Here is a 23,741-nt window from a genome sequence, read left to right on the forward strand (position 1 = left end):
GGTTGTTGGGTCGGTCAAGTTAGATGTCGCGATGAAGAAATCGAAATTGCTCTATCGTGGTTACCGTTTTCCAGCCGAGGTCTTCAGTTGGGCGGTGCGCTGGTATTTCCGCTTCCAGTTGAGCTTGCGTGACATCGATGAACTGCTCTTCGAGCGCGGGGTGATCGTGACCTACGAGACGATCCGTCCTGGTGCGACAACTTCGGTAAGGCTTTGCTCACCGAGTCGAAGCCGCGCGGCGCAAGCCCAGTAGTACGTGGCACATTGACGTGATACTTGTCACCCTGCGTGGCCAGCCGTACCTGCTGTGGCGTGCGGTAGACGAGCATGGCGCCGAACTCGACATCCTGGTGCAAAAGCGGCGCGACAAGGCTGCCGCAAAACGCTTCTTGAAGCGAGTGCTGCGTTTGCAAGCGGTGTCGCGTAAGATCGTCACCGATCAATTGCGCAGCTGTCCGGCGGCAAAAGTCGAAATCCTGGAACTTGCGAAGGCAAAGCACATGTTCGTCAAGGCGGCAGCCCAAATTAAACAACCGGGTTGAGAACAATCATCAACTGACACGTGAACGCAAGCGTCGATGCGTGGCTTTCGAGACGTGCGCATGCAGCGACACGTGCCTGATTCGATCGCAAGACTGCGCCGCCGAATTGCCAACATCTTCAAGCGATTTCAGAGATGTCCGCGTTGCTGCGCTGCTCCCTATGGTTTTAAGATGGTAGCCCCTCACCCTTCCGGGTATAGGGCCACCGAAGAACGGAGCGTGCGACTTTCACCGCACTCCGCTCGCGCACAGCATTAAGCGTCCTGTGACGCCGGTCCCGTCGCAACGCACGAGCCCTTCGCAGGCGATCATATTGTTGATTCGCCTCATCGCTGAGGCGAGGAGCCCTGGGCGATTTTGCAATGGTCACCCACAAGCTTCCCCTCTATGAACCGCAAACATGGACCTACGACAACTGCACCACACGGAAGTCTGCATTTTTTCAGATCAGGGCAAATTTGGACCCCTATGTGCCCTATTACTAGCCACCCTTCGATTTTTCCGCGTTCTCATACCCACTTGTCCAACAGCTTCCCTTGCAGGTCACCTGCCTTAACCGAAACACTGGCGTGGGCGGACACTTGGGCTTACCGTGTTCCACGTAAAAGACAAGAGCGGGCAGGTTCTGCCTTTTCGCCGGCAGTCATGTTTGTCCGCGTGCACCGAGTGTCAAACGGAGCATCCGACTGCTTGCCTTTTTGGCTCAAGCCTAACAGCGCCTTTGGCTTGCATACCATGACGACGTTTATCAGCAGTTCGCTTCTGCTAACCATACTGCCCAACCTAGCACCCGATCCGCCTTGGCGCTGGCAGACAACGGCTCTCTCTCACGAGATCACCGCCGCTCGATGAGCGAGTTACATTGTCCCAGTGGCTTCACCCGGAGCTATTACCAATTCCGCATGCACCGGTAGGTTACGATTGAAGGCACAATCGGTTTCCTTCCGGCCGAAGCTAGATGAAACAATCTTCTACGCGACTTCACGTCGCACTAACACAGTAGTACTAGGGCTTTCGGACTCGTTGCATCCGTGCACCTTGGCATGCGGCACCAATGCGAGACCTCGTCGATTGGACGTGCCGCAGGGCGGCGGCCTGCCTGTCGCGCACAACACCGCATGCAGCGCATCGCCGCTTTGTCCTTTAAGCCAACAACGTCGCATGCCATGGTCTTGCTTCACGTGGTCAATGATCGGTTCAATTGCCTGGCGTCGCTTGAGCCAGCGCCGCTGTGGGTTGGTCAACGTCTTGTGTTTGCCACGGTCAATCAACTGTACCGGGCCAAGTTCAGCGTCAACACCGCGAAAGCCGAGATCAGCAAGTAAATAAGCAGGGAACTTTCTCAGGAGAAGAGTCATACTCGGTACATCCAAGTGAGTGGTCCTTGGATACGGTTGCACGCCCCGTCATTTTTTGGATTATCTCGAAGCTACCTGGGCACGTGACCTGCCAGGGTGACAGTGGAGGCGTCAAGGAAAGTTCATGGCTGCATTCAAACAGGCGAGATGGTCCCACCGTATTGCCATACTGCTAGCGTGTATTGCTCTGGTTATCGTAGGCGGTTGGGGCGTCATGGTGCACGAACTCAAACTACAAGTGGCCGAGTTACTAGGTCCCAACGGGTCCGCGGAGCGCATCGACGTGGGATTTTTCACCGTCACGCTTAAGCGCGTCGAGTTACGCGCTCCACGAGAATGGCCTACAAAGGATTTGTTTCGTGCGGAACACGCGGCAATAAAACTCGAATGGCGAACGATTTTTACGCCCAGCGTTCACGCTGAGTACGTCTTCGTCGATCAATACTATTTATCAGTTGTTCGGGCGCGTAACGGTAGCCTTCGCGTGTTGCCGCGCTTCACGTCCGAAGAGCGGGAAGCGGATGGGCAGTCCTGTGCAGCAGCCAAGCGCGCGAACGCCGACAAGCTGATCGACTATATCGTGCTCCGCAACGGCACCGTTGATCTTGTTGATGAGACAATTCGAACGCCACCCTACCGCATCGTGATCACGAACGCCGGCGGTGAAGTGCGTCATTTACGCCTTCCCGATCTGTCAAATCCTACGATCATTGAACTAACGGGTTCTTTGCACGGGCCGTCGCACGAAGGGGTAGTGTCGAGCAAGGGGTCGATCATCCTTGCGAACAGCGACTCGCGATTGCAAACGCACCTGCGCAACGTCGATATCACCTTGTTTGACCCCTATCTAATCAGGGAGGCAGGCAGCACGGCGAAGGCGCGCGGCGGAACGATCGATCTCGCATTGGACGCGACCATTCAAAACGGACGTATCCGTGCCCCCGGCTCCGTCGTTCTCAAGAATCTAGAACTCGCACAAAGCAAAAAAGCGGGCGATACCATCGCGTCCGTGCCAGCGAAATCAGCCGTAGCGGCGCTTAAAGACTCTTCAGGAACCATCAAGCTCAAGTTTGAACTGGATGGCAACCTTCGCGACCCTCATTTTTCCCTGACACAGAGCGTGGGCGCGGAAATCATGAAAGGCTTTCCCAATGCGGTGGCTTCGGGAGCCAGCGGGATAGTGAAAGGGGCAACGCAGGCCGTAGAAGGCATCGGGCGCAAATTGGGAAGCTTGCTCTCGAAATAACTCCATTGGACGGGCCGTTGTCAGGCTGGCCAAGCCCTGAGAACCACCAATAAAGACAAATTTATGGAGCGTTCTTTTTTCCCGGGGCAACGCGCCATATCGCGTTGCCGACATCGTCCGCGACTAGCAAGGCGCCGTCTTTATCGACAACGACGCCAACGGGCCGTCCTTTCGCATGACCTTCTGAATCGAGGAAGCCATCAAGGAAATCTTCGGGAGGACCCGACGGTCTTCCATTGGCGAACGGCACGAAAACCACTTTGTATCCTGTGCGAGGTTTGCGGTTCCAGGAGCCATGCTGCCCGACGAAAGCGCCGTTCCGGTAGTGATCCGGAAACAATGATCCTTTATAGAAAACAAGGCCAAGCGAGGCCGTATGGTTGCCTAATGCGTAGTCTGGAACGACGGCTGTCGCCACGAGATCGGGCCGCTGCGGTTGCACCCGTTGGTCCACATGCGAACCATAATAGCTATAGGGCCATCCGTAAAAGGCGCCCTCGTGTACTGCGGTCATATAGTCAGGAACCAGGTCGTTGCCGAGATCGTCGCGTTCGTTGACGGCGGTCCACAACTCGCCGGTTTGGGGTTGCCATGCGAGCCCATTTGCATTGCGCAAACCGGTCGCGAAGGGACGCATAGTCCCTGTCTTGATATCAAAAATGAGAATTCGTGCACGGTCCGATTCCACATCGATACCGTTTTCAGCGGCATTGCTGTTCGAGCCGACCGTGATGAACAAGTGAGCGTTGTCCGCGCTTGCGATGATATTTTTTGTCCAGTGATGATCGATCGGACCGGCCGGCAGCTCAGCTACCTTTACGCCCGGGCTATGGATCATAGTTTCGCCCGCGACATAGGGAAACCGCAGAAGGGCATCTGTGTCAGCTATGTACAGATCGTTGCCGACCAACGCCATGCCGAACGGCGAATGGAGGTTCTCGATCAGGACGGTCTTGGTCGCGGGTTCGCCGCTCTCGCTCGCCTTGCGCAACAGGATGATTTTGTCGGGGCTCGGTACGCCTGCGCCCGCGCGTTTCATGACCTGCTTTCTGACCCACGCCGTGAACCGTTTGATCGGTCCGCCTGTCTGATCGTGTACCTCTGGCGCGTCAGCTTCGGCAACGAGCACGTCGCCGTTCGGAAGCACGTACAGCCAGCGAGGGTGATTGAGGTCACGCGCGTATGCGTTGACGGTGAATCCCGCCGTTGCCTTTGGACGATCCGCTTGGCTGAAGCTTCTGACAGGTGCGATATTGACCGTCGTGATTATTGATTTCGCGGGAGCGGGCAGAGGCGGTGCGGGACCGAATCCGGTTGTTTCCGGCACAGTGGAGGTCGCGCCGCATGCGGCAAGACATCCGCTTAGAATTGCGACCAGTGCGATTCTTGCAATTCCATGGCTCATGTCGCGGGTCCTGATAAAGACAGGTTGATGTGGGTTTGCATGCGTGGAAGATGAGCGTACTGACTAAATGATTAAGCAACACTGCCGGTATTGTTGCGAACGCCGGCCTGCTTCCATCTGGCGAAGGCAGCCCAGCCGGCCCACGTCGCGGCGAAAACGCCGACGACCGCATAGCCGATTGCTTCTGAGTGATCGTTGAGACTTGAAATCGCGTCCCAGAATCTGCCGTGCAGATCGAGATAGCGGGTAATCAGTCCAAAGGCTTCAATGGCACCAACCACGACGGCGACGCCTACAGAAAAGCCCGTGATAATGATGTTGTACGAAAGTTTTCGAACCGGATCGATTTGGGCCCAACCGTAAGCGCCTTGCATCAGGATGCTGTCGCTGGTATCGACCAGGGCCATGCCGGCGGTGAAAAGCAACGGGAAAATCAGAATAGACCAGACCGGAAGTCCGCGGGCGGATCCGGTAGCCGATATGCCGAGTATGCCGACTTCGGTGGCGGTATCGAATCCCAAGCCAAAAAGAAAGCCTAAAAAATACATGTGCCAGCTCTTGTTGATGAGCCGGAAAAGCGGACGGCACAATCTGGCGAACAAACCGCGACTGACGAATAGCTGTTCAAGGTGTTCATCGGTGTGGGACACCCCGGTGTGAACGCGCTTGAGCGCGGTAATGGCCGAGCACAAAACTCGCAGATTGACGCAAGCGATGGCGATGAGAAATAACGCAGATATCAGGGTACCAATCACCGCGCCAATCTCTTTGAGATTCGAATACCGCTGATCCAGCGTTGTAGCTGTGACTGCAACGAACGCCGAGGCAAGGACGACGATTGTGGAGTGCCCAAGTGAAAAAAGCAGACCGACGCACAGGGGGCGTCGACCTTCTGCTCCGAGCTTGCGCGTTACGTTGTCGATTGCGGCGATGTGATCCGCGTCGACTGCGTGACGCAATCCGAACGAATACGCAAGAAAGCTGGTCCCAATCAACAAAGGGTAACCGCGGAACTGCAAGAACGCCATTGCCCATGCGGCTGCGTTGAAGGCAAATAGTCCGAGATAGAGCAGCTTGATCTTGCTCCTTATCGAAGCGCCGAAGCCATCGGGCAATAATGCGTAGGGTTTAGGCATGGGCACTTGCGAGCCTCGATCGAATGAGTCGGAGCGTTAAGAGGACCGCACCCGGCGCCATCGGGGAAAGTCAGCGGTGGGGCAGGGCGCTTTTGCACAACCGGCGCATCAGGTCGCAGGGCCCGGCGCGAGGTCTTCAACTCCGGGCGTCAGTCCACCGAGAAAGTCGGGGTGCTTGGCAGTCGTATCAAAATAGTTTGATGTTTTAAATAGCTCGTACTTACCTTCCATTGCCAGTTGCCTTGTCTGATCGGCCATGGCTGCCACTTGGTCTGCACTCATTGGCTTGAATGTACGCGTAGCTTCGAAGGCCTGATTCAGTACTTTTTCATTGTCGATGCCAGTGATGACCACCGAAGTCGGCATATTCAAGGAGAAATGAAGCATGTCCAGAGGCGTAAGCGACAAGCCGCTTTTTAGGATCACACTGTCGCCGAAAGTCTTCATGCCCAGCACGCCAATTTGTTGTTTAACAAGTTCAGGAACCACCAGATGTCCAAAACTGCGAAAGTGCGCGTCCATGACATTGAGGGGCATCTGGACCGTGTCAAACTGGAAACCGTGGCGTGCCGCAGTGGCCAGCATGTAGAGATGTATGCGTGGGTCCTTGTGACCCGTAAAGCCGATGTACCGAACCTTGCCGGCCTGCTTGGCGGCCACCAGCGCTTCGAGCGCGCCATCTTTTGCAAAGATGCGGTCAGGATCGTCGAAGCGGAGGATTTCGTGAAACTGCACTAGGTCAATATGATCAACCTTCATACGTTGCAGCGACTCGTCAAGTTGTTGCTGCGCGGACATCTTGGTGCGTCCGTCTATCTTTGTCATAAGGAATGCCTTGTTCCTGTAGCCGCCTTGTGAAAGCGCGGTGCCCATGCGAATCTCGCTTTGACCGCCGTTGTAATCCCACGAGTTGTCGAGGAAATTGATGCCGCGGTCAAGCGCGGCCTGAATCAACTTGACCGCCATTTTTTCATCGACTGGCGGCTTGCCTATGTGCGAACCGCCCAGCCCAATCGCAGACACCTTTTCACCCGTGCGCCCTAGTGTGCGGTACAACATGTCACCGCGCCGTTCGCCTGGATCGGTGACCCGAAGTAGCATGCGCGGGTCGAGGTTACCAACAGTTCCGTCTGCGTTGGTCGACATGTCTGCCGGGGAGGCCTGCGCCGAGGCCGTTCCATGAGCGGCGGCTGCCGCGGCGCCTGCTGCCGTGCCTTGCAGGAAGGTACGTCGTTTCATGACCGGTTCTCCTGAGATATCAATGAGGATTCGTGCGATGTGGAAACCGCCTGCACGGCGGCGTCGATGGCATTGACAATGCGTATTGCCGCGCAGGCAGCGCCAAAGCCATTGTCGATATTCACAACTGAAATGCCCGGCGAACAGGTTGCGAGAATGGCGTCGAGTGCGGTGCGCCCACCTGTCGCCACGCCGTAACCTACCGACGTCGGCACCGCGATCAAGGCGCTTTTGATCAACCCTCCGACGACTGTCGGCAACGCGGCGTCCATTCCGGCAATCGCGATCACGACCGGGAACTCGCTGATCGCTTCGATACGCGTCATCAGGCGCCACAGTCCGGCGACACCGACATCCACGAAGAGGGTCGCGTCTTCGCCATAGTGGTGAAGCGTGCGTTCAGCTTCCCTAGCGACTGGAATGTCCGATGTACCGGCTGCAAGCAGCGCAATGCGTGACGCCTTCGACAGAGGTAGCGCGCTGCCTGCTCGCGCGGTGGAGGACACCGCGCAGTAATCCAAGCAGCCGCGTACCGTCTCGGGAATCGCATCAAATTGCGACTGCGACAGCCGTGTGATGAGCAGACGTGCTCCACGTTCGACTGCTGCTTCCACAATGAACGCGATCTGTGCGGGCGACTTGCCTGCGCCATAGACTGCTTCTTCCAAACCGGTCCGCTCGGCGCGCCTGAAATCCAGTTTAACTTCGTCCTGAATCATGCCTGCCTCGTCAGAAATGCGCTGCCAACCTTATAGGGCGCGAAGTATGGCGGCGACCCCATGAGCGGCCGACCTGTTGCTTCACCTTCTGCCTTGATCGCAGCGATCAGGTGAGCGGTTATCGAAGGCGTCAGCGCTGCGAGACTCTGGTCGTCTAGCTCGATAACGACGCTCAACGCCCGCACGCGGCATCGCACCGTGGCAGCTGTGAGCGCCGCTGCAACCAGCTTCTCGACTCGATGAACAAATTCAAGTGATGGCGCTTCAATGCGTATTCCCGTTTCTATGCGGCTGGACAAGCATGGGGACGACGGCAGGTCGGCGATCGATTCCAGGCCCATTTCGCGGGCAATGCGCCGTACGCCGGCCTTGTCGATACCCGCTTCTATATAAGGATGCCGGACGTCGCGCTCACGCGCCGCATCGAGTCCCGGCCGATATTCACCCAGATCGTCCGTGTTCGCGCCCGACACGATCTGTACATTTGTTTGCGCCTGAATGGTGGAGTAAAGCTGGCTCTTGCAGAAGAAGCAGCGATTGACCGGATTCTCGCGGTAGTGCGCATTGCCGAACTCATTGGCGTCGATCACGGATAGCGACCAGCCTTCCACCGCCGCGACATGCCTGACACGCTCCGTAGCTTCGGCGGGCACAGCGGGCGAGCTCGCGTGCAACATCCTGACGGTGGCACCGTTGCGCTTCCCAGCGCGATGCGCGACACAGGACAGTGTCATGCTGTCGACTCCGCCGCTGACCGCGACGGCGATATCTCCAAGCGAGTCCAGTATCTGGATCAAAGCAGCGAACATGGTTTCCTCTGAGGTAAGTCAGGCTTTGTCGGTTAATGCGGCTTGCACGGCCCGCGTGCGTGTCGCCATGCGTTGAGCATGGTCTTGCCGAGCCATGACGTCATCGGCCTCGGCTTTCGCAGAGATCCCGCCGGGCCGCTCGACACTTTTCACCCGCACGCGCTCGCCGTCCACGTCCACCTCGACTGCCCGGCGCGCGAGGGCAGCTCCGTGAACTAGGTGGTATCGGAGTCCAATGGTGGTGGTTTCGCGGAAGCAGGCATCGAGCACAGCGTCTATCGCTCCCGGCGATGCCAGCACCCGCACCGATGTCGCCATGCGTCCTTTTTTTCCGAACACGGCAGACTGCACGACGTCGAAGATGTGCTCGTGCGCGCGCAGGTGGGAAAGGCCCATTGCGAGATCCTCCGCGCTCTGATCGTCAACTTCGAATTCAATTACAGCAAGTTGGCGATGCGTGTCGCCCGTTGGCGCTATAGATCTGGTGTCGTCAAACACGAGCGCTCGAACGCAGTTGCTGATGCCATCGAGTTTGCGCGTGCCAAATCCGAGTCCAGAGCGAGACAATTTTCCTGAGACCCGGTTCGTCGCAGCTTCGCCGCGACACAGGTATTTGAGGATTGCCGCACCGGTCGGTGTGACGCGTTCTCCCGGGACCCCGTCGTCCACCATGTCGAAACCTTCGAGCAGTAGTGCGGTAGCTGGAGCCGGAACCGGCATGATTCCGTGCGCAGTCTTGATTCTGCCGCCACCGATCGGGATGGCGCTGACGGTCCAGCTCGCACTAATCACATCGATCAGATAAGCCGCGCCGACGATATCCGCAATCGAGTCCCATGCGCCTACCTCATGAAACACAACCTCGCTCGGCGGGACGCCATGTACCTTTCCTTCAGCTTGCGCGAGAAGCTCAAAGATGCTAACCGCATGCTTGGCGATTGCCGCAGGCAGGTCTTGCCGGAGTCGCGCGCGAATATCACTCCAGTGCACATGGTCGTGACTGTGTCCGGGCGCATGTTCATGACGTATGGAAGCGAGATGCCGTCCGCCTGATCCTGCCAGTTCCACACTGAACGTGAAACCATTGAGTATCGAATCGTTGTGCGGATGCAAAGTGCACTGGACACCTCTATCGCTGAACATACGCTCGACAACGCGAATCGTTTCACTTGCATGTTCAGGGAAGGCACTCAGCATGGTTGCGATGAACATATCGCCAGCTATTCCACCAACTAGGTCGAGATGAACTCTCATGTGTTTGGTCTGTGCAAAAAGCGAGGGAGGAGAAACGTACGAACTGCAATAGCATGGTTTGTTCCTGTGCCAGAATTTGGACATCGCCCTTCGTTTTTCCATTGCGTTCAATTGAAAACCGAACCTGACCTGTGCTTTAAGCCGCAGATACCCTTCACTACATGAAATTGAGGTGAGGCCTGCCGACAAGTTTTTAACTTAAGGGTTCAGCCGAGATCTTTCTCGATCCGATGTGGCACGACCCCTAGCTTTCGGTTTGGTGAAAGTCGTAATGTCTCGCTAAGTTAGTACAGCAATTGTTCAAGTATCCTGTCATAGGAAGCCGCGCGTTTAAGAGCCGGTGGTGCCTTAAGTCTTACCCAAATCGGACCGAAAGCCAGACGTTCGCATGGCATCAATCAGTCATGCTGAATAGCGCGGAGACAACCCTTTCGTATTGCTTCAAGCCAACATTTCATCGGTAACCCCGGAGTGTTCATGAAAACACTTTTTCTGCAAGCGCCTTCGTACGATGGTTTCGATGGCGGAGCCGGATCGCGCTATCAGGCCAAGCGGGAAGTACGATCATTCTGGTATCCCACGTGGCTTGCGCAGCCCGCGGCGCTGGTACCGGACAGCCGCGTACTCGATGCGCCCGCCGACGGTTTGTCGGTCGCAGATACGCTTGAAATTGCAGCCGGCTATGAACTCGTTGTCATCCATACCAGCACGCCCTCGTTCCCCACCGACGCGCTCTTTGCCGAAGACCTGAAAAGGAAGAACCCGACTGTCTTCATCGGCATGGTGGGTGCGAAGGTCGCAGTCGATCCGCACAACTCGCTGGCGGCGAGCGATGCTATCGACTTTGTGTGCCGGGAAGAATTCGATTTCACTTGCCGCGATGTTGCGCAGGGTATTCCCTTGGCCAATATCCAGGGCCTGAGCTATCGCGCAGCGGATGGTTCGCTTGAACACAACGAAGCGCGTCCAATACTGGAAAACATGGACGAACTGCCATTCGTCGCGCCGATCTATAAACGCGATCTGAAGATCAAAAATTATTTCATCGGATATTTGAAACATCCGTATGTATCGATCTATACCGGTCGCGGCTGCCGGTCAAAATGCACGTTCTGCTTGTGGCCGCAGACCGTTGGCGGCCACCGGTACCGCACACGGTCGGTTGATAACGTGCTGGATGAAGTGAGGTGGATTCGCGACAACATGCCTGAAGTAAAGGAGATCATGTTCGACGACGACACTTTCACCGACTTCAAGCCGCGCGTTGAAGAGATTGCGCGGGGGCTCGGCAAGCTCGGCGTGACATGGTCGTGCAACGCAAAAGCGAACGTCCCTTTTTCCACGCTGAAGATCATGAAGGAAAATGGTCTTCGCCTCTTACTGGTGGGTTATGAATCAGGCGATGACCAGATTCTTCTCAACATCAAGAAAGGATTGCGCACGGATATCGCGAGGCGGTTCAGTGAGGACTGTCGCAAGCTCGGCATCAAGATCCACGGCACGTTCATCCTCGGCCTGCCAGGCGAGACGCGCGACACAATCGAAAAGACCATCGAATACGCAAAGCAAATCAACCCGCATACCATCCAGGTGTCGCTTGCCGCGCCATACCCGGGCACGACGCTTTATAAGCAAGCCATAGAAAACGGCTGGATGCAGGAAAACAAGGTCATCAACCTCGTCAGTTCAAAGGGTGTGCAGCTGGCGGCGATTGGCTATCCGCATCTGTCGCGCGACGAGATTTATCACGGGCTTGAGACCTTTTATAAGCGCTTCTATTTCCGTCCATCGAAGATTTGGGAAATCGTGCGGGAAATGCTGGTGAGCTGGGAAATGATGTGTCGGCGCTTGCGCGAAGGCGTTGAATTCTTCAGCTTCCTCAGAGCCCACAAGGCATGAGGGTTCGTGTAACCCGGCTCGGCATTGGGCGATGAAGCATTCCCTCTGGATTGCCTGCGTTGTCGCGATCCTTTGTTCGACGGCATTGCTCGCCTATCTGCTTCCGGGCGATTTTGCGCAATGGGTGCAGGGCCCCGCTATGTGGATCACCGCGTCATGCGTGGTCTTCGGCGTCAGCTACACCGTAGTCGCTACCTTACTCGTGCGGCGCTTTTTCTCGCGGCCGGTGGTCGAGGCCACGACGTTTCCCGCGGTGACCATCGTAAAGCCGCTGCATGGCGCGGAACTCGCGCTGATGCAAAACCTCGTTTCGTTCTGTGAGCAAGACTACCCGGGGCCTATCCAGTTTCTGTTCGGCGTGCATGATTCGCGCGACGTTGCGCTCGACGTGGTCCGCCACGTACGCGGGCTTTTTCCGGATGCGGACATCACCGTAGTGTCCGACGCCCGCTTGTACGGGCCGAACCGCAAGATGAGCAACGTCCTCAACATGCTGCCCGAGGCCCGTCACGATATCCTTGTCTTCGCGGACAGCGACGTGGCTGTGGAGCAGAACTATCTACGACGCGTGCTCGGGGAGCTGCATCAACCTGGCGTGGGTCTTGTAACGTGCTTGTACTGGGGGAAACCCGACGCCGGTTTCTGGGGCAGTCTTTCCGCCGATGCCAGCAATTATCAGTTTCTGCCGGGCGTTGTACTTGGTCTGGCGTCCGGTATGGCGCGGCCGTGTTTCGGACAGACGCTCGCCATGCGCCGCGCTACGCTCGAGAAAATTGGCGGCTTTTCGCAGTTCGTCCATCATCTTGCCGAAGACCATGCCATTGGCGAGGCGGTACGTCTTGCCGGGGAGAAAGTCGTCGTGCCTGCATTTGCGGTGACCCATGCGTGCGTGGAAAAAAACGCGGCCGAGTTTGTCGCGCACGAGTTGCGATGGAGCCGAACGATCCGTACTATCGATCCTGCCGGACACCTGGGTTCGGTGCTGACGCATCCGCTGGCCTTTGCCTTGCTGAGTGTGGTGGTGTCGGGCGGCGCAATGTGGGCGTGGACCACCGTCGGAACGGCAATCATCGCGCGGCTTGCGCTCAAGCTTCAGATGAACAAGGCGCTAAGACGACCGGCTGCGGGCATCGCGCTGTTGCCGATCTGGGATATTGTGCTGTTCGCGGTCTACCTGCTGAGTTTTGTTTCATCGCGTGTGGTGTGGCGCGGTTTCAATTTCACGGTGGGACGGGATGGCTTGCTGGTTCCGGTCACCGAGGAATGAATGTGGTGAAGCGTTATTTGGGAGGCGCGGCGGCGCTCGCCGGATTGATCACCGCGGTATGGCTGGTCGCGCACGAGAACCCCGGCGCGGTGGTCGCGCTCATGCGCACGGCCGGGTGGGGATTGTCTATCGCGGCGATGGCGCATGTGCTGCCCATGATCGCAAACTCGCGCGACTGGCAAACGCTGATTCGCGGGGCAAACCGGCCCGCGCTGTGCCGCATGCTGCACCTGGTATGGATTCGCGAGTCGGTCAACAGCATGCTGCCCGTCGCGCGGATTGGCGGCGAAGTCGTGTCGTTCCGATTGATGGCGCGCCGTGGGCTGCGCCCAGCGACAGCAGCGGCGAGCATCATTGTCGATATGCAGTTGACCGTCATTAGCCAGCTCGTGTTCACGCTTGGCAGCATCGGGTATCTGGCGGCGCAGTCGAGTTCGAGCATGCTGCGACTGTCCGCCGAACTCGCACTTGGCGCGGCCGTGCTCGCGCCATTTCTCATTCTCTTCGCACTGGTTCAGCACGCGCGTCCGTTTGAACGCATGGCACGGTTCGTCAACCGGATGTGCGGCGGTCAGCTTGCCGAACTCGTTGGGCACTCTGGCCGTATCGATCAATCGATGAAACTGATTTGGCGCCGCCGCGGCGTCATACTCCGATATGTCTTTTTCTGGCAGCCGGTTCAGTGCCTGCTGACTGCACTCGAGTTATGGCTTGCGCTGCATTTTCTTGGTGTCACGGCGGGTTTCGGGAAAGCGGTCGTGCTGGAACTGCTCATTCAGGCTGTGAGCAGCGCTGCGTTTTTCGTACCCGGCGCGCTCGGGGTGCAGGAAGGCGGGTTCGTGCTGATCGGTGGCGCATTGGGGTTCGATCCGGCAACAAGTCTCGCGCTTGCGGGCTCACGGCGCATCCGCGACCTCATCATGTTCCTGCCCGGACTGGTCGCGTGGCAAGTCGCCGAAGCAACCGGCGCATCCTATCCCCCCGAAAGCCGTCCCGCCGGCGCGCGCATCAGTCCCTGACTTACGACCTGTGCGCGACGCGTTCGGCATGTGCGAAGACATCGGCGAAACCGCCGCGCAAAGCGCCGGTGGTGCGCACCGCTGCCGCCACGCGCGGTGAGAGCAAAGCGGCGAGTTCATCGGCCGGGCGATAGCCGGCCATCGATGGCGTTACGGGCGCAGCGCTTTCATCGGCGCTTGCGGGGTGCAAATAGATCTCTGTGACGCCATCGTGCAAGTGTTCCAGCGCCTCGATCAGCGCTGCCTCGTCCATCCGGCCGCTTTGGGTGATACCAATGACCCGATCGTTGTGCGCAATGCCGTGACGGTCGAGCCGCGCATTGACCAGCGATATCCATGGAACCAGCGCGGCAGGGATGTTATTTTCGCGAGGAAGCCGCATTGCACGCATGCCAAACCCGCGGCCAACCTTGAGGATGATCGTAAGCACTGTCGGATGGAGGTGAAAGTGCTTGTGGGTGTTCACGTGGTCGAGCGCAAGGCCGGTTGCAGCAAACGCCTCGAATTGCGCGCGAATCTCGCGTTCAAGCTGAGCGCGTGCATGCGGCAGGAAGAAGAACCGTATGCCGTCCCGGACCATCGCGTCGCCGAAGCGCCCGGTGCGATTGACCAAGGAGGGTATCTCCGATGCCGCCAGGGTTGCCTGTCCGTCCGCCAGGACCAGATGCAAACCCACGCGCAGATCCGGCATCTGCCGCGCGCGTTCGATGGCGTCTGCCGCTGCATCTGCGCCGACCATGAGGCTTGCCGCGCTTAGCACGCCTTCTTTGTGCGCACGCTCCACGGCGACGTTGACGCGTTGGTGCAAGCCGAAGTCGTCGGCGGTGATGATAAGCGCACGCGATACGCGGCTTGTGTTTGCGAGGCGGGTGGCCAATGGCATGCGCAATGTTTTCATGCGGACTTTTTTTTCACGATGCTAGGTTCGATCAAAGGCTTCGGGACCATCCGGCTGGTTTTTGGCCGGAGCATTCTCGTCAATGCGGATCCGGCTCCCGCGCCACATCACGTGCGATCCGAACGCCGCCACTACCCACTCGGCCCAGAAGAGCAAGTCGCGCAGGGGAATCAGTGGCAAGTCGCGCAGAAACGCACGCCAGTCACGCGCCCGGCGCCAGTGCAACAAGACGCGCGCGCTGACGCCGAACGACGTGCAGAGGTCCGCCAGCATGTCTGCCATCCCTGCTGAGATCGAGCCGCCGTTTGCGTTATAACCGAGGCCGAGAATGAAACTCGTCAGCAGCCAAGGAGATGCAAACGAGATGAGAATAAATGCAAAGCCGAGTGGATGAACTGTTCGGATCGTGCGAAGCCAGCGGGTCTCGCGTTGCCAGAGCGAGACGAAATCACGCTCGGTCACGTCCGTCGAAACAACGACTTCAGACAAATAAGTGCATAGCCCCCGTTGGCGGATTTCGTGAGCGATCGAATAGTCGTCGGCGACGCAGTTTTTCACCGCCGTCAATCCGCCAATAGTATCCAGGGTCTCCCGGCGCATGGCGAGCGTCGCGCCGAAACCAAAGCGCTGCGAACCGGTGGCATGGGCGAGATAAACGGACGGCACAAACCATTCATCGATAAAAAGCGCACCCAGGCGCGTCCAGAAGTTTCCGACCCGGCGCGCGCGATACAGGCAGGTCACAATGCCGACGCCCGGTTGTTCAAGCGGTGCAGTGACTTTCACCAGGTAATCCGGCTGAACCGCGATGTCGCTGTCGGCCATGACAAACACTTCATGGCGCGCGTGCTGCTCCATGTTGATCAGGTTGCTGACCTTGTGGTTCGCTCCGTGGAGTGTTGCGTCCACAACCAGCGTGATGTCGACGTCGGGATAGGTGGCCCGCAAGCGTTCCACCACTGCGACAGCAGGGTCGCTATGCGAAGACACACCGAAAATGAGCTGAAAGCAGGGATGGGTTTGTTCGCAGAAAGTTTCGAGGTTCGCGTAAAGGCGAGGCTCGAATCCACATAACGGTTTAAGCACGCTGACCGGTCGCGGCTTCGCCGGAACGGCGCTATTCACCATTGGAGGGGCGTATCCGTGTCGAACGAGTGCAACCACGGTGATGTAGCACGCCGAAAGACAGCATAGTGCAATCAGAATCCATTCCGTCGCGGGCAGCGGCGTCCAAGTCATCGCGATCCCCGTCAAATCGTTGCGGGCCCCGCTCATTTGCACCGGCAGGCACGAATGACCGGGAATCCGGGATGTCATCAGGTCGTGAGGCGACTCGCCAACACCTCGATTGAACCTGGCTGCGTCCGATCATAGATAGACATTCAACGATTACAATTAGCGCGCGCTTACATAGGTTTGCATGAACGTAAGCATTGCTACGCGAAATGGACCGATACTTTGGTACTTCAAGCGCAAATGTAGACACCCTCGCTTCCACTAAGTATTTTCTAAGTATCCGGGCTCAGGCTGCTCGATTCAAACCTTTAAGGACATACACATATGCGGCAGGACTCCCTAACCATACCGTCTGCGTATAGCAGCCCTGCACGTTTTTTTCATTGGGCAACCGTGCTTCTTCTTGCGGGCCAATTCGCGATTGCGTGGACCATGCCCGATGTGCATCATGGCACCCAGCCGGTCGGGCTGATTGCGTGGCATTTGTCGGTGGGCATCCTGATCTTGCTGCTGGTGGCCGTGCGAATTGTCTGGCGCTTCACCCATCCGGCACCGCCCGAGTTGCCAAGCATTCCCCGTCCGCTAGCAACGGTTGCGCGCTTTACCCACTGGGCTCTTTATCTTTTGCTGATCGCACTGCCGCTGATGGGATGGGCCAACGCTTCATCCAGAGGGTGGCCGAGCTTTCTGGGCACGCTGTTGCCGTTGCCGGCCTTGACACCAGAAGGATCGCCATTCGGACATTTGCTTGGCGACTGGCATAAGGTTTTTGCCTGGGTTCTGCTCGCGCTTGTTGGACTGCATGCGGCGGCTGCACTTTTTCATCACTTTGTTCTCCGTGATGCCACGCTTCGGCGCATGCTCCCCACATCGCGTGAATAGCGCTTAGCAAGCCGCCAATTGCGGGATGAGAAATAGTTGCATCGCACTCAACCGCGGTCCAAGGGTTATAGCGTCTCGTTGCATACGTGAACGTTATTGTGCGAATCGTTCATTCACGCAAAATGCGGAGACGCAGCATGGCATCGAAATCCGAGCTCAAACGATTTCGCAGCAACTTATCCGATGAACTCGACAGCGCCGCGCTCTACGAGACACTTGCCGGCGCCGAGCGCGATAGCGAACGCAAGCAGGTTTATGCAGAATTGGCTGCATCGGAGCGCGACCACGCGCGCGTCTGGTCCGAGAAATTGCGCGCCAACGGCGTGAATGTGAGTACGCATCGGGCAAGCGTCAAGACGCAAATGATGCGTGCGCTCGTGCGTGTGTTCGGCCGGAACTTCGTGCTCAAGACGGTCGCAGCGTCGGAATACGCCGATCGGGACAAATACGCCGGTCAGCCGGATGCCGCGGGTATGTCGGAGGAGAGCATCGTCATGCGGGCATCGTGCAGGAGGTTGCTAATCGCGGGGCGCCCGGACAGTCGCGTGGCAAACAAATCGCATCGGCTGAGTCGTGGCATCCGGGGGTAATGCCGGGAAACGATTTGCGCGCGGCCGTGCTTGGCGCGAACGACGGACTAGTGTCGAATTTTTGCCTGATCATGGGCGTTGCTGGGGCGGGCGCACCTGCCAGAACCATTTTGCTGACTGCGTTTGCCGGACTCGTGGCCGGCGCGTGTTCCATGGCGCTTGGGGAATGGCTGTCGGTCACGAACGCACGCGAACTCGCGCGTACCCAGATCGCGAGAGAAGCCGACGAACTCGAACACACGCCCGACGCCGAGCGACACGAACTCGCGCTGATCTATCAGTCGAAGGGGCTCGACGCGGCAGAAGCGCGTCGCGTCGCAGCGCAAATCATGCGCGACAAGGATAAGGCGCTCGATACATTGACCCGCGAAGAACTCGGACTCGACCCAGCTGAATTGGGCGGCAACCCCTGGACTGCCGGTCTTGTTTCGTTCTTTCTGTTTTCGATTGGTGCGGTGTTTCCCGCACTGCCGTTCGTCTGGGCGCATGGCGTGAGCGGGATTATCCAGTGCATCGTGCTCAGCAGCGTGGGATTGGCTGCCATAGGCGTGTTCACGTCGCTTTTCAATGGCCGAGGGGCGGTGTATTCAGCAGTAAGGCAGATTCTGATCGGGATGGTGGCCGCAGGGTTTACGTTCGGTGTGGGCAAGTTGCTGGGTGTATCGATGTCGTGAGATCAACTGACCCGGATGCTTTTCGCATGCTATGTAAGCCCCTGCTAATTGTTGTAACGCCTTCTGAACCTATGATGAAGCGTAGGCCGGCTTTGAAGTGGGGGGGCTGACAAATAAATACAAACCCCGACTGTCGCGGTGAGATAGGCCGGTCCACCCATATCCCGCCGACGCGTCTCGCGGCGGCACGATGAAAGCACAATGTTTCAACAGGTTCGAAGGTAGGGCGTCATGTCAAACGGTTGGCTGGATAGGGTGGGAGCTGTCGCGGGGATTTTGCTTGGCGTCGCAATTCCTGCACAGGAGGCCATGCGCACGCGTAGAGCAATAGGCGCGCATTTGGCCGATCGCATCCGAGAAACCACGGATGCATTCGATGCTGCAGAAGCACTCGCGCGACAAGCGTTGTGCGCTGTAAGCGGGCCAGCGGGCGAACGCGCTGTTTTCGCTGCGGCTTACAACCGTTCGTATGTCGAGCATATCTTGAGACGCGTGGATGCCGCCGCCAATAGCGCGGTAAAAAGTGTACCCGAAGACGCAACTGGTTTTGTCATTGCGACGGCGCACGCTCGAGTCAGCATGCGCGATTTCTTCGATAACCTTACGGTCGCGAATTTGACGACGTCTTCGCCGTCCGCACTGAGCACGTTGTTCGATCGGCTTGCCAGCGATCTGCGCGAGGTCCACACCGCAGGTGAGCGTATGCTGAAGATGCGGCACGTCGGAATGGCGGCAATCAGCATGTGTCGCGCGTTCTGGGATAACCGATGAGAGTGCTATTGGTTGAAGACGATTGGATGATCGGCGAGGTGGTCAGGGACGCGTTGAAGGACGCGTCATGCGGGGTCGACTGGGTGCGCGACGGACAGCAGGCGCTAAGCGCAATCAAGGTTCACTCCTACGAAGCCGTCCTGCTCGACCTTGGCTTACCGAAGGTCGACGGCATGAACGTTCTGAGCGCCATTCGTGCCAGCAACAATGCCATACCTGTCCTGATCATCACCGCACGCGACGCGGTTGCCGACCGTATTCGCGGCCTGGATAGCGGCGCCGATGACTACGTCCTAAAACCTTTCGAAATGTCCGAAGTGCTCGCGCGCTTGAGAGCGATTGTGCGTCGCCGTGCCGGTGTCGCCGCGCCTGTGCTGACCAATGGCATCATATCGCTGGATCCTGCCACGCACGAAGCATCGTCGCCAGGAATATCCTTAAGGCTTTCCGGGCGCGAATTTGCGCTGCTGCATGCGTTGATGATCCGCCCTGGTGCGATCCTGTCGCGTACCGAGCTCGAAGACGGCATTTATGGCTGGAACGAAGAGGTTGAAAGCAATGCAGTTGAATTTCTGATTCACTCGCTGCGACGAAAACTCGGCAGCGATACGATCAAAAACGTCAGGGGTGTCGGATGGATGGTATCGAAAGGCGGGTAGGGCAGTCGCTCCAGTTGCGCTTGTCCATGTGGCTCGCAACTGCCGTTCTTTTGAGTGCCGTCGCGGCAGGCATTTTTTCGTTCAAGGCCGCGTTCCACGAAGCCAACGAGATCCAGGATCAGCAACTCAAGGAAGTGGCTACGCTCGTCACGGCGGAAAATGTGGAATCCATGGCGGAAGGCTCCGTGCATTATGTGCCGGAGTTCGAGCCGGAGGCGAAGGTCGTAGTGCAAAAGCTAGGCAAAGTCAACACGCAGCGCCTGCTCGACTTGCCCCCTACGCTGTCTGATGGCATGAGGACGCTGACTCTCGGCAACCGCGAATGGCGCGTTGTGGTCCGCACACTGGCGCCGGGTACCCGCGTAGCCGTTGGCCAGCAGACCTCCGATAGAAACGAAATCGCACGCAACAGTGCGGTCGCTACGCTAATTCCGTTTCTTTTACTGGCGCCGGTGCTGGTCGGCGTCGTCTTCCTGTTGGTCAGGCATATGTTTAAGCCCCTCGCGCGGCTTGCCGCCGAACTCGATGCCCGTCCTGATCACGATCTTTCAGAAATACGGGTTACCGGCGACCCGCAGCTTCCGGCCGAGATCGTGCCATTTCTTGTTGCCAATAACCGCATGCTCGCGCGCGTTGCCCAGTCGGTTGCGCTTCAGCGGCGTTTCGTAGCCGACGCAGCGCATGAATTGCGCTCGCCGCTTACTGTGCTTTTGCTGCAGGCAGAGCGGCTGGATGTGTCGGAAATGTCGACGCAGGCGCGCGAACGCTTTACTGCCTTGAGCAATGGCCTCACGCGCACGCGCGCGCTCGTCGAGCAGTTGCTGACGCTCGCGCACGCGCAGGAGGGCGACGGCATTGAGGCGAATCTCAGCCCGGTCGCGCCGGCATTTCGCCGCGTGCTCGAAGACCTGATTCCACTTGCGCAGGCGCGCCAGATCGATATTGGCGTGACCGGAGATTCAGACGTTTGGGTCCCCGCCAATGAAGCAGACCTGGGCACGGTGCTAAAGAACCTCGTCGATAACGCAATCCGCTATACGCCGGCGGGCGGGCGCGTGGACTTGTCGGTGCATACGAAGGACGGTCGTACGTCGATCGTTGTCGAAGACAACGGTCCGGGCATTCCCGAGGAAGAACGCGCGCGGGTGTTCGACCGATTTTATCGTGTGCTTGGCTCGGGGCAAAGCGGGTCTGGGCTTGGGTTGTCAATTGTGCAGACGATCGCGACCCGGATAGGCGCATCACTTGCGCTAGGAGACGCAGTCTGGAGTGAGCGCGGCGGCCTTCGCGTCACATTGACTTTTCCGAGAATGGACCAACCCGCTGAACCGGTTGAAGCAGCGTATAAACGCCCGATGAGCCGGGAGCTCGTCGCATAAATTCAGACCGTCACGCTTTTGCGGAATGTGGCCGAAACAGCTTTCGTCTCTATTCTGAGCGCAGCCCGCTTAGTTGCCTGGTTGCGAGACCTCATTGGCGTAAATCAGGATTCTGTCTACTTCAGCTAGAAGAAAGTCTTGGTCCGGGTCGAGGCCGAGCGACTGAAGAATTGTTGGTGCGACCCGAGTGGTCGTGACGGGCGAGGCGACGGTACCTGCACGGCGAAGTCCCGCATAAGACACGACAAGACCAAGATGGCCATCATCGGGTGCGTTGCCGCCGTGCTCTTCGTCTTTGGTTTTGCTCGATGTGTAGATTACCCCCGGATTCGGCTGCACTATGATATCCGGCGTGCGACGGCGTGCAGGGTCCCCGAACGTATTTTCCATGCGCTCGCCCGAAATATGTAAGTTTGCGGTCCGTCGGCGCAGATGCCGGGCACGTTGCAACCCAAATTTGCCTAGAGCGTTTTGACGGCGGCATCGGTCTGGCGACGATCGCGCAACCAAATAAGACTGACATCATCGCTTTACACGAATCCGGTTGCGGAAAGGCCGTGCCGTCGTTGAGGTTTCCTGTTTTGGTGACGTTTTGGCCGAAGTTCCCGTTGGCATCGAGGTAACCATTCGCCTCTAGCAGCGCGGTAACGGTGTCACCGTTTTTAATGAGCTTCGTGTGATCGGTCGGCGACTGACCGTGCTTGGCCGTCACAATGATCATCGTTGATGAAAATCTGGAAATTGGCGCCGAACAACGTGGGTACTTTCTCGCGAGTTGTGCCAGTCGAATCCTTGCCGTTGATCTGATTGATCGGTGCATTTGGTGCATTCACGTGCAAGTCGTCAAACTTTGCCGTATGTGAGTAGACATCGGTGTAGTTTGTTTTTGTTGCAGGGTCGATGGAATTAATCTCAGTGCGCGCGAGGTCGTCTACGCCCAGCCCTGATGGACCGTTAAGCCAGTCGTAACCCCATGCGTGTTTACTGCTCATGCAGTTCTCGCGTCGCGTTTGTGTTGCTTGATGACTCCGAAAACGGTGTTCGTCTTAATGTAGTCGTGCGGGTACACGGGTGTACACACACCCTTGACCATGGCGTGCGGAGGGCTTGCGGATTGAAAGTTCCGCCTCCGTCGAAATGAACTAGAGCACCGCCATTTTCGGCATCAATTCCAGTGGTTTCGTCGAAGACAAATTCCACCCTTGCTTGCGAGAGCACGTCGGGTCGCCCGGCGCATAGAGCGTCCGATCGTAGGAGACGTCATAGAAGAGCCCGGCGGTCTTCGGCGAACCACCGGTTGTAAGCGCAGCAAGCCCCGGGTCAGTGACTACTGCCGACGCCGGTTTGCCACGTACCTCCCAGAGCATGAATCAGGGCCACGCTGGCATCGAGCCGGCGTGCGTCGATCTGTTCACGTGCGCGCTCGTTATTCAGCGCGATGGTTTGCGCTGTGACGACGTCCAGATAGCTGACGGCGCCCGCCTGAAAGCGGTTTTTCGTGAGCTTCAGTGCAAGCGTGGCGGCGGACGTGGCGCGTTGCTGACTGGCTGCTTCGTCCTTGAGCGCGTTCAGCGCGGAGAGGCTGTCTTCGACCTGCTGAAACGATGACAGCACCGACTGCCGGTAATCGGCTACTGCGCCCTCGTATTGCCCGTTCACCTCGGCGAGCGTTGCATTACGGCGGCCGCCATCGAATAGCGTGCCGGCCAGTTGGGGGCCGAGTGCCCAGAAGAGACTCGGCGCAGTGAGCCACGGCGCGAAGAAAGAGCTCTCAAGACCCGCGCTCGCCGACAACACCAGGTCAGGGAAAAATGCTGCATGCGCTTCGCCAATCTGCGCATTCGCCGCGGCGACCCGACGCTCGGCGGCGGCAATATCGGGGCGGCGAAGAAGCAATTGCGATGGCAGTCCGACTGGTATCTGCGGTAGTGTGAACGTCCGCCCGACCGGCGCGATCGAGAACGTCGATGCGGGTACCGCGATCAGCGTGGCAATTGCATGTTCGAGCTGGCTACGCTGAACGACGATGTCCGTGGCCAGGGTACGCGTGCTTTCGAGCTGGGTCTGCGCCTGCGCGACAGCGGACGCGTCGATTGCGCCATCGCTCAATTGCTGCCCCAGCAGGTTGAATGCGGCGGCGTACGCGGTGACGGTATCGTCGAGCAGCTTTTTCTGCGTGTCGAGCGCACGAAGATCAAAATAGTCAGTGGCGATGTCGCTCGCCACCGACAAGCGCACGGCTTCGAGGTCGGCGGCGCTTGCATCGGCGCTTGCCTGCGCGTTCACCGCGGCATCCTTGATGCGGCCAAAAAGGTCGGGCTCCCAGCTAGCCGTGAGTCCGGTCGAGTAGTCTGGAATGGTCTTGCCTGCAAGCGACCTGCCCTCGAGATTCTGCGAGGTCCGGTAGCGCTGCTGCGACACGTTCGCCGAGATGCTGGGGAATAATCCCGCGCGCTGGTACGAGACGAGTGCACGGGCCTGCTCCAGTTGCGCCACGGCCTTTTTCACACTCTGGTTCGACACGTTCACGCGCAACTCGAGTTTGTCGAGATCCGGGTCGTGGAAAACAGTCCACCATGGCCCGCGCGACGCTGTGTCGCCCGGCGCTGCCACCGTCCAGGCTGGCGCGTTGGCAAAATGGGGCGGCACGATGACATCCGGTCTGGTGTAGGAGGGTATTGTTGAACACCCGGTCAATGCGAGAAGCGCCCCGCAGCTCAGCCGGCACGAAAGTCGTGAGAGTGACATGGTCCTGATCC

Annotated in this window: 17 protein-coding genes and 4 pseudogenes; 10 read left to right on the forward strand and 11 right to left on the reverse strand. The window is 58.1% G+C overall.

The genetic code is table 11. The features are described from left to right. The first annotated feature begins 31 nt into the window (after positions 1 to 31). Positions 32 to 800, forward strand: a pseudogene (locus AXG89_RS23920) (IS6 family transposase). Positions 801 to 1,639: 839 nt separating this feature from the next. On the opposite strand, the pseudogene AXG89_RS43160 reads toward AXG89_RS23920, so the two are convergent. Further along, a pseudogene (locus AXG89_RS43160) lies at positions 1,640 to 1,861 on the reverse strand (IS5/IS1182 family transposase); the annotation flags it as partial. A 163-nt stretch (positions 1,862 to 2,024) separates the two neighbouring features. Here AXG89_RS43160 and AXG89_RS23930 point away from each other — a divergent pair. Then, positions 2,025 to 3,146, forward strand: a complete 1,122-nt coding sequence (locus AXG89_RS23930; RefSeq protein WP_069638432.1) for a DUF748 domain-containing protein — start codon at positions 2,025 to 2,027, stop codon at positions 3,144 to 3,146. Positions 3,147 to 3,207: 61 nt separating this feature from the next. On the opposite strand, the gene AXG89_RS23935 is transcribed toward AXG89_RS23930, so the two are convergent. From AXG89_RS23935 to AXG89_RS23960, 6 genes are all read right to left on the reverse strand, one after another. Continuing rightward, positions 3,208 to 4,551, reverse strand: coding sequence for a PQQ-dependent sugar dehydrogenase (locus AXG89_RS23935; protein WP_062173221.1), 1,344 nt, complete (start codon positions 4,549 to 4,551; stop codon positions 3,208 to 3,210). 71 nt (positions 4,552 to 4,622) lie between these two features. Continuing rightward, the gene (locus tag AXG89_RS23940; RefSeq protein ID WP_236873540.1) at positions 4,623 to 5,579 is read right to left on the reverse strand and encodes a HoxN/HupN/NixA family nickel/cobalt transporter; all 957 of its coding nucleotides are present in this window, start codon (positions 5,577 to 5,579) and stop codon (positions 4,623 to 4,625) included. Between the two features lie 216 nt (positions 5,580 to 5,795). Beyond that, entirely contained in the window at positions 5,796 to 6,926 is a 1,131-nt protein-coding gene (locus AXG89_RS23945) for an aldo/keto reductase (protein WP_062173225.1), read from the reverse strand. Next, positions 6,923 to 7,645 (reverse strand): nickel pincer cofactor biosynthesis protein LarB, encoded by a 723-nt coding sequence (gene larB / locus AXG89_RS23950; protein WP_069638433.1) that lies wholly within the window; start codon positions 7,643 to 7,645, stop codon positions 6,923 to 6,925. The genes AXG89_RS23945 and larB overlap by 4 nt, the downstream gene beginning before the upstream one ends. Beyond that, positions 7,642 to 8,454, reverse strand: coding sequence for an ATP-binding protein (locus AXG89_RS23955; RefSeq protein WP_062173227.1), 813 nt, complete (start codon positions 8,452 to 8,454; stop codon positions 7,642 to 7,644). The genes larB and AXG89_RS23955 overlap by 4 nt, the downstream gene beginning before the upstream one ends. An 18-nt stretch (positions 8,455 to 8,472) precedes the next feature. Continuing rightward, positions 8,473 to 9,708 carry a LarC family nickel insertion protein gene (locus tag AXG89_RS23960; protein WP_062173228.1) on the reverse strand — a complete coding sequence of 412 codons (1,236 nt, stop codon included), beginning with the start codon at positions 9,706 to 9,708 and terminating at the stop codon, positions 8,473 to 8,475. Between the two features lie 477 nt (positions 9,709 to 10,185). Between AXG89_RS23960 and hpnJ the strand changes: the two genes are divergently transcribed. The 3 genes from hpnJ to AXG89_RS23975 are packed head-to-tail and all read left to right on the forward strand — an operon-like array spanning position 10,186 to position 13,893. Further along, complete coding sequence (gene hpnJ / locus AXG89_RS23965; protein ID WP_062173230.1) at positions 10,186 to 11,607, forward strand: hopanoid biosynthesis associated radical SAM protein HpnJ; 1,422 nt, start codon at positions 10,186 to 10,188, stop codon at positions 11,605 to 11,607. A 31-nt stretch (positions 11,608 to 11,638) separates the two neighbouring features. Then, a complete protein-coding gene (gene hpnI / locus AXG89_RS23970; protein ID WP_082771590.1) occupies positions 11,639 to 12,874 on the forward strand; it encodes a bacteriohopanetetrol glucosamine biosynthesis glycosyltransferase HpnI in 1,236 nt (411 codons plus the stop codon). Positions 12,875 to 12,879: 5 nt separating this feature from the next. After that, complete coding sequence (locus tag AXG89_RS23975; RefSeq protein ID WP_082771650.1) at positions 12,880 to 13,893, forward strand: lysylphosphatidylglycerol synthase domain-containing protein; 1,014 nt, start codon at positions 12,880 to 12,882, stop codon at positions 13,891 to 13,893. A gap of 1 nt (position 13,894) precedes the next feature. Here AXG89_RS23975 and hpnK read toward each other — a convergent pair whose 3' ends face one another. Then, positions 13,895 to 14,776, reverse strand: a complete 882-nt coding sequence (gene hpnK, locus AXG89_RS23980; protein WP_062174064.1) for a hopanoid biosynthesis-associated protein HpnK — start codon at positions 14,774 to 14,776, stop codon at positions 13,895 to 13,897. A gap of 36 nt (positions 14,777 to 14,812) precedes the next feature. Further along, on the reverse strand, positions 14,813 to 16,030 hold the full coding sequence (hpnI, locus tag AXG89_RS23985; protein WP_062174066.1) for a bacteriohopanetetrol glucosamine biosynthesis glycosyltransferase HpnI: 1,218 nt from the start codon (positions 16,028 to 16,030) through the stop codon (positions 14,813 to 14,815). 321 nt (positions 16,031 to 16,351) lie between these two features. Here hpnI (AXG89_RS23985) and AXG89_RS23990 point away from each other — a divergent pair, with 321 nt between their 5' ends. From AXG89_RS23990 to AXG89_RS24010, 5 genes and pseudogenes are all read left to right on the forward strand, one after another. Further along, entirely contained in the window at positions 16,352 to 16,909 is a 558-nt protein-coding gene (locus AXG89_RS23990; protein ID WP_062173234.1) for a cytochrome b, read from the forward strand. Between the two features lie 137 nt (positions 16,910 to 17,046). Continuing rightward, a pseudogene (locus tag AXG89_RS23995) lies at positions 17,047 to 18,173 on the forward strand (VIT1/CCC1 transporter family protein). A 309-nt stretch (positions 18,174 to 18,482) separates the two neighbouring features. Beyond that, complete coding sequence (locus tag AXG89_RS24000) at positions 18,483 to 18,944, forward strand: hypothetical protein (protein ID WP_062173236.1); 462 nt, start codon at positions 18,483 to 18,485, stop codon at positions 18,942 to 18,944. Beyond that, complete coding sequence (locus tag AXG89_RS24005; RefSeq protein ID WP_062173238.1) at positions 18,941 to 19,603, forward strand: response regulator transcription factor; 663 nt, start codon at positions 18,941 to 18,943, stop codon at positions 19,601 to 19,603. The genes AXG89_RS24000 and AXG89_RS24005 overlap by 4 nt, the downstream gene beginning before the upstream one ends. Then, the gene (locus AXG89_RS24010; RefSeq protein ID WP_062173240.1) at positions 19,579 to 20,982 is read left to right on the forward strand and encodes a sensor histidine kinase; all 1,404 of its coding nucleotides are present in this window, start codon (positions 19,579 to 19,581) and stop codon (positions 20,980 to 20,982) included. The genes AXG89_RS24005 and AXG89_RS24010 overlap by 25 nt, the downstream gene beginning before the upstream one ends. Positions 20,983 to 21,051: 69 nt before the next feature. Here the strand turns inward: AXG89_RS24010 and AXG89_RS44765 are convergent. Beyond that, positions 21,052 to 22,301: pseudogene (locus tag AXG89_RS44765) on the reverse strand (alkaline phosphatase family protein); the annotation flags it as partial. A gap of 1 nt (position 22,302) precedes the next feature. Then, on the reverse strand, positions 22,303 to 23,730 hold the full coding sequence (locus AXG89_RS24020; protein ID WP_062173245.1) for an efflux transporter outer membrane subunit: 1,428 nt from the start codon (positions 23,728 to 23,730) through the stop codon (positions 22,303 to 22,305). Between the last annotated feature and the right edge of the window lie 11 nt (positions 23,731 to 23,741).

It is taken from the genome of Burkholderia sp. PAMC 26561, assembly GCF_001557535.2.
Taxonomy (GTDB): domain Bacteria; phylum Pseudomonadota; class Gammaproteobacteria; order Burkholderiales; family Burkholderiaceae; genus Caballeronia.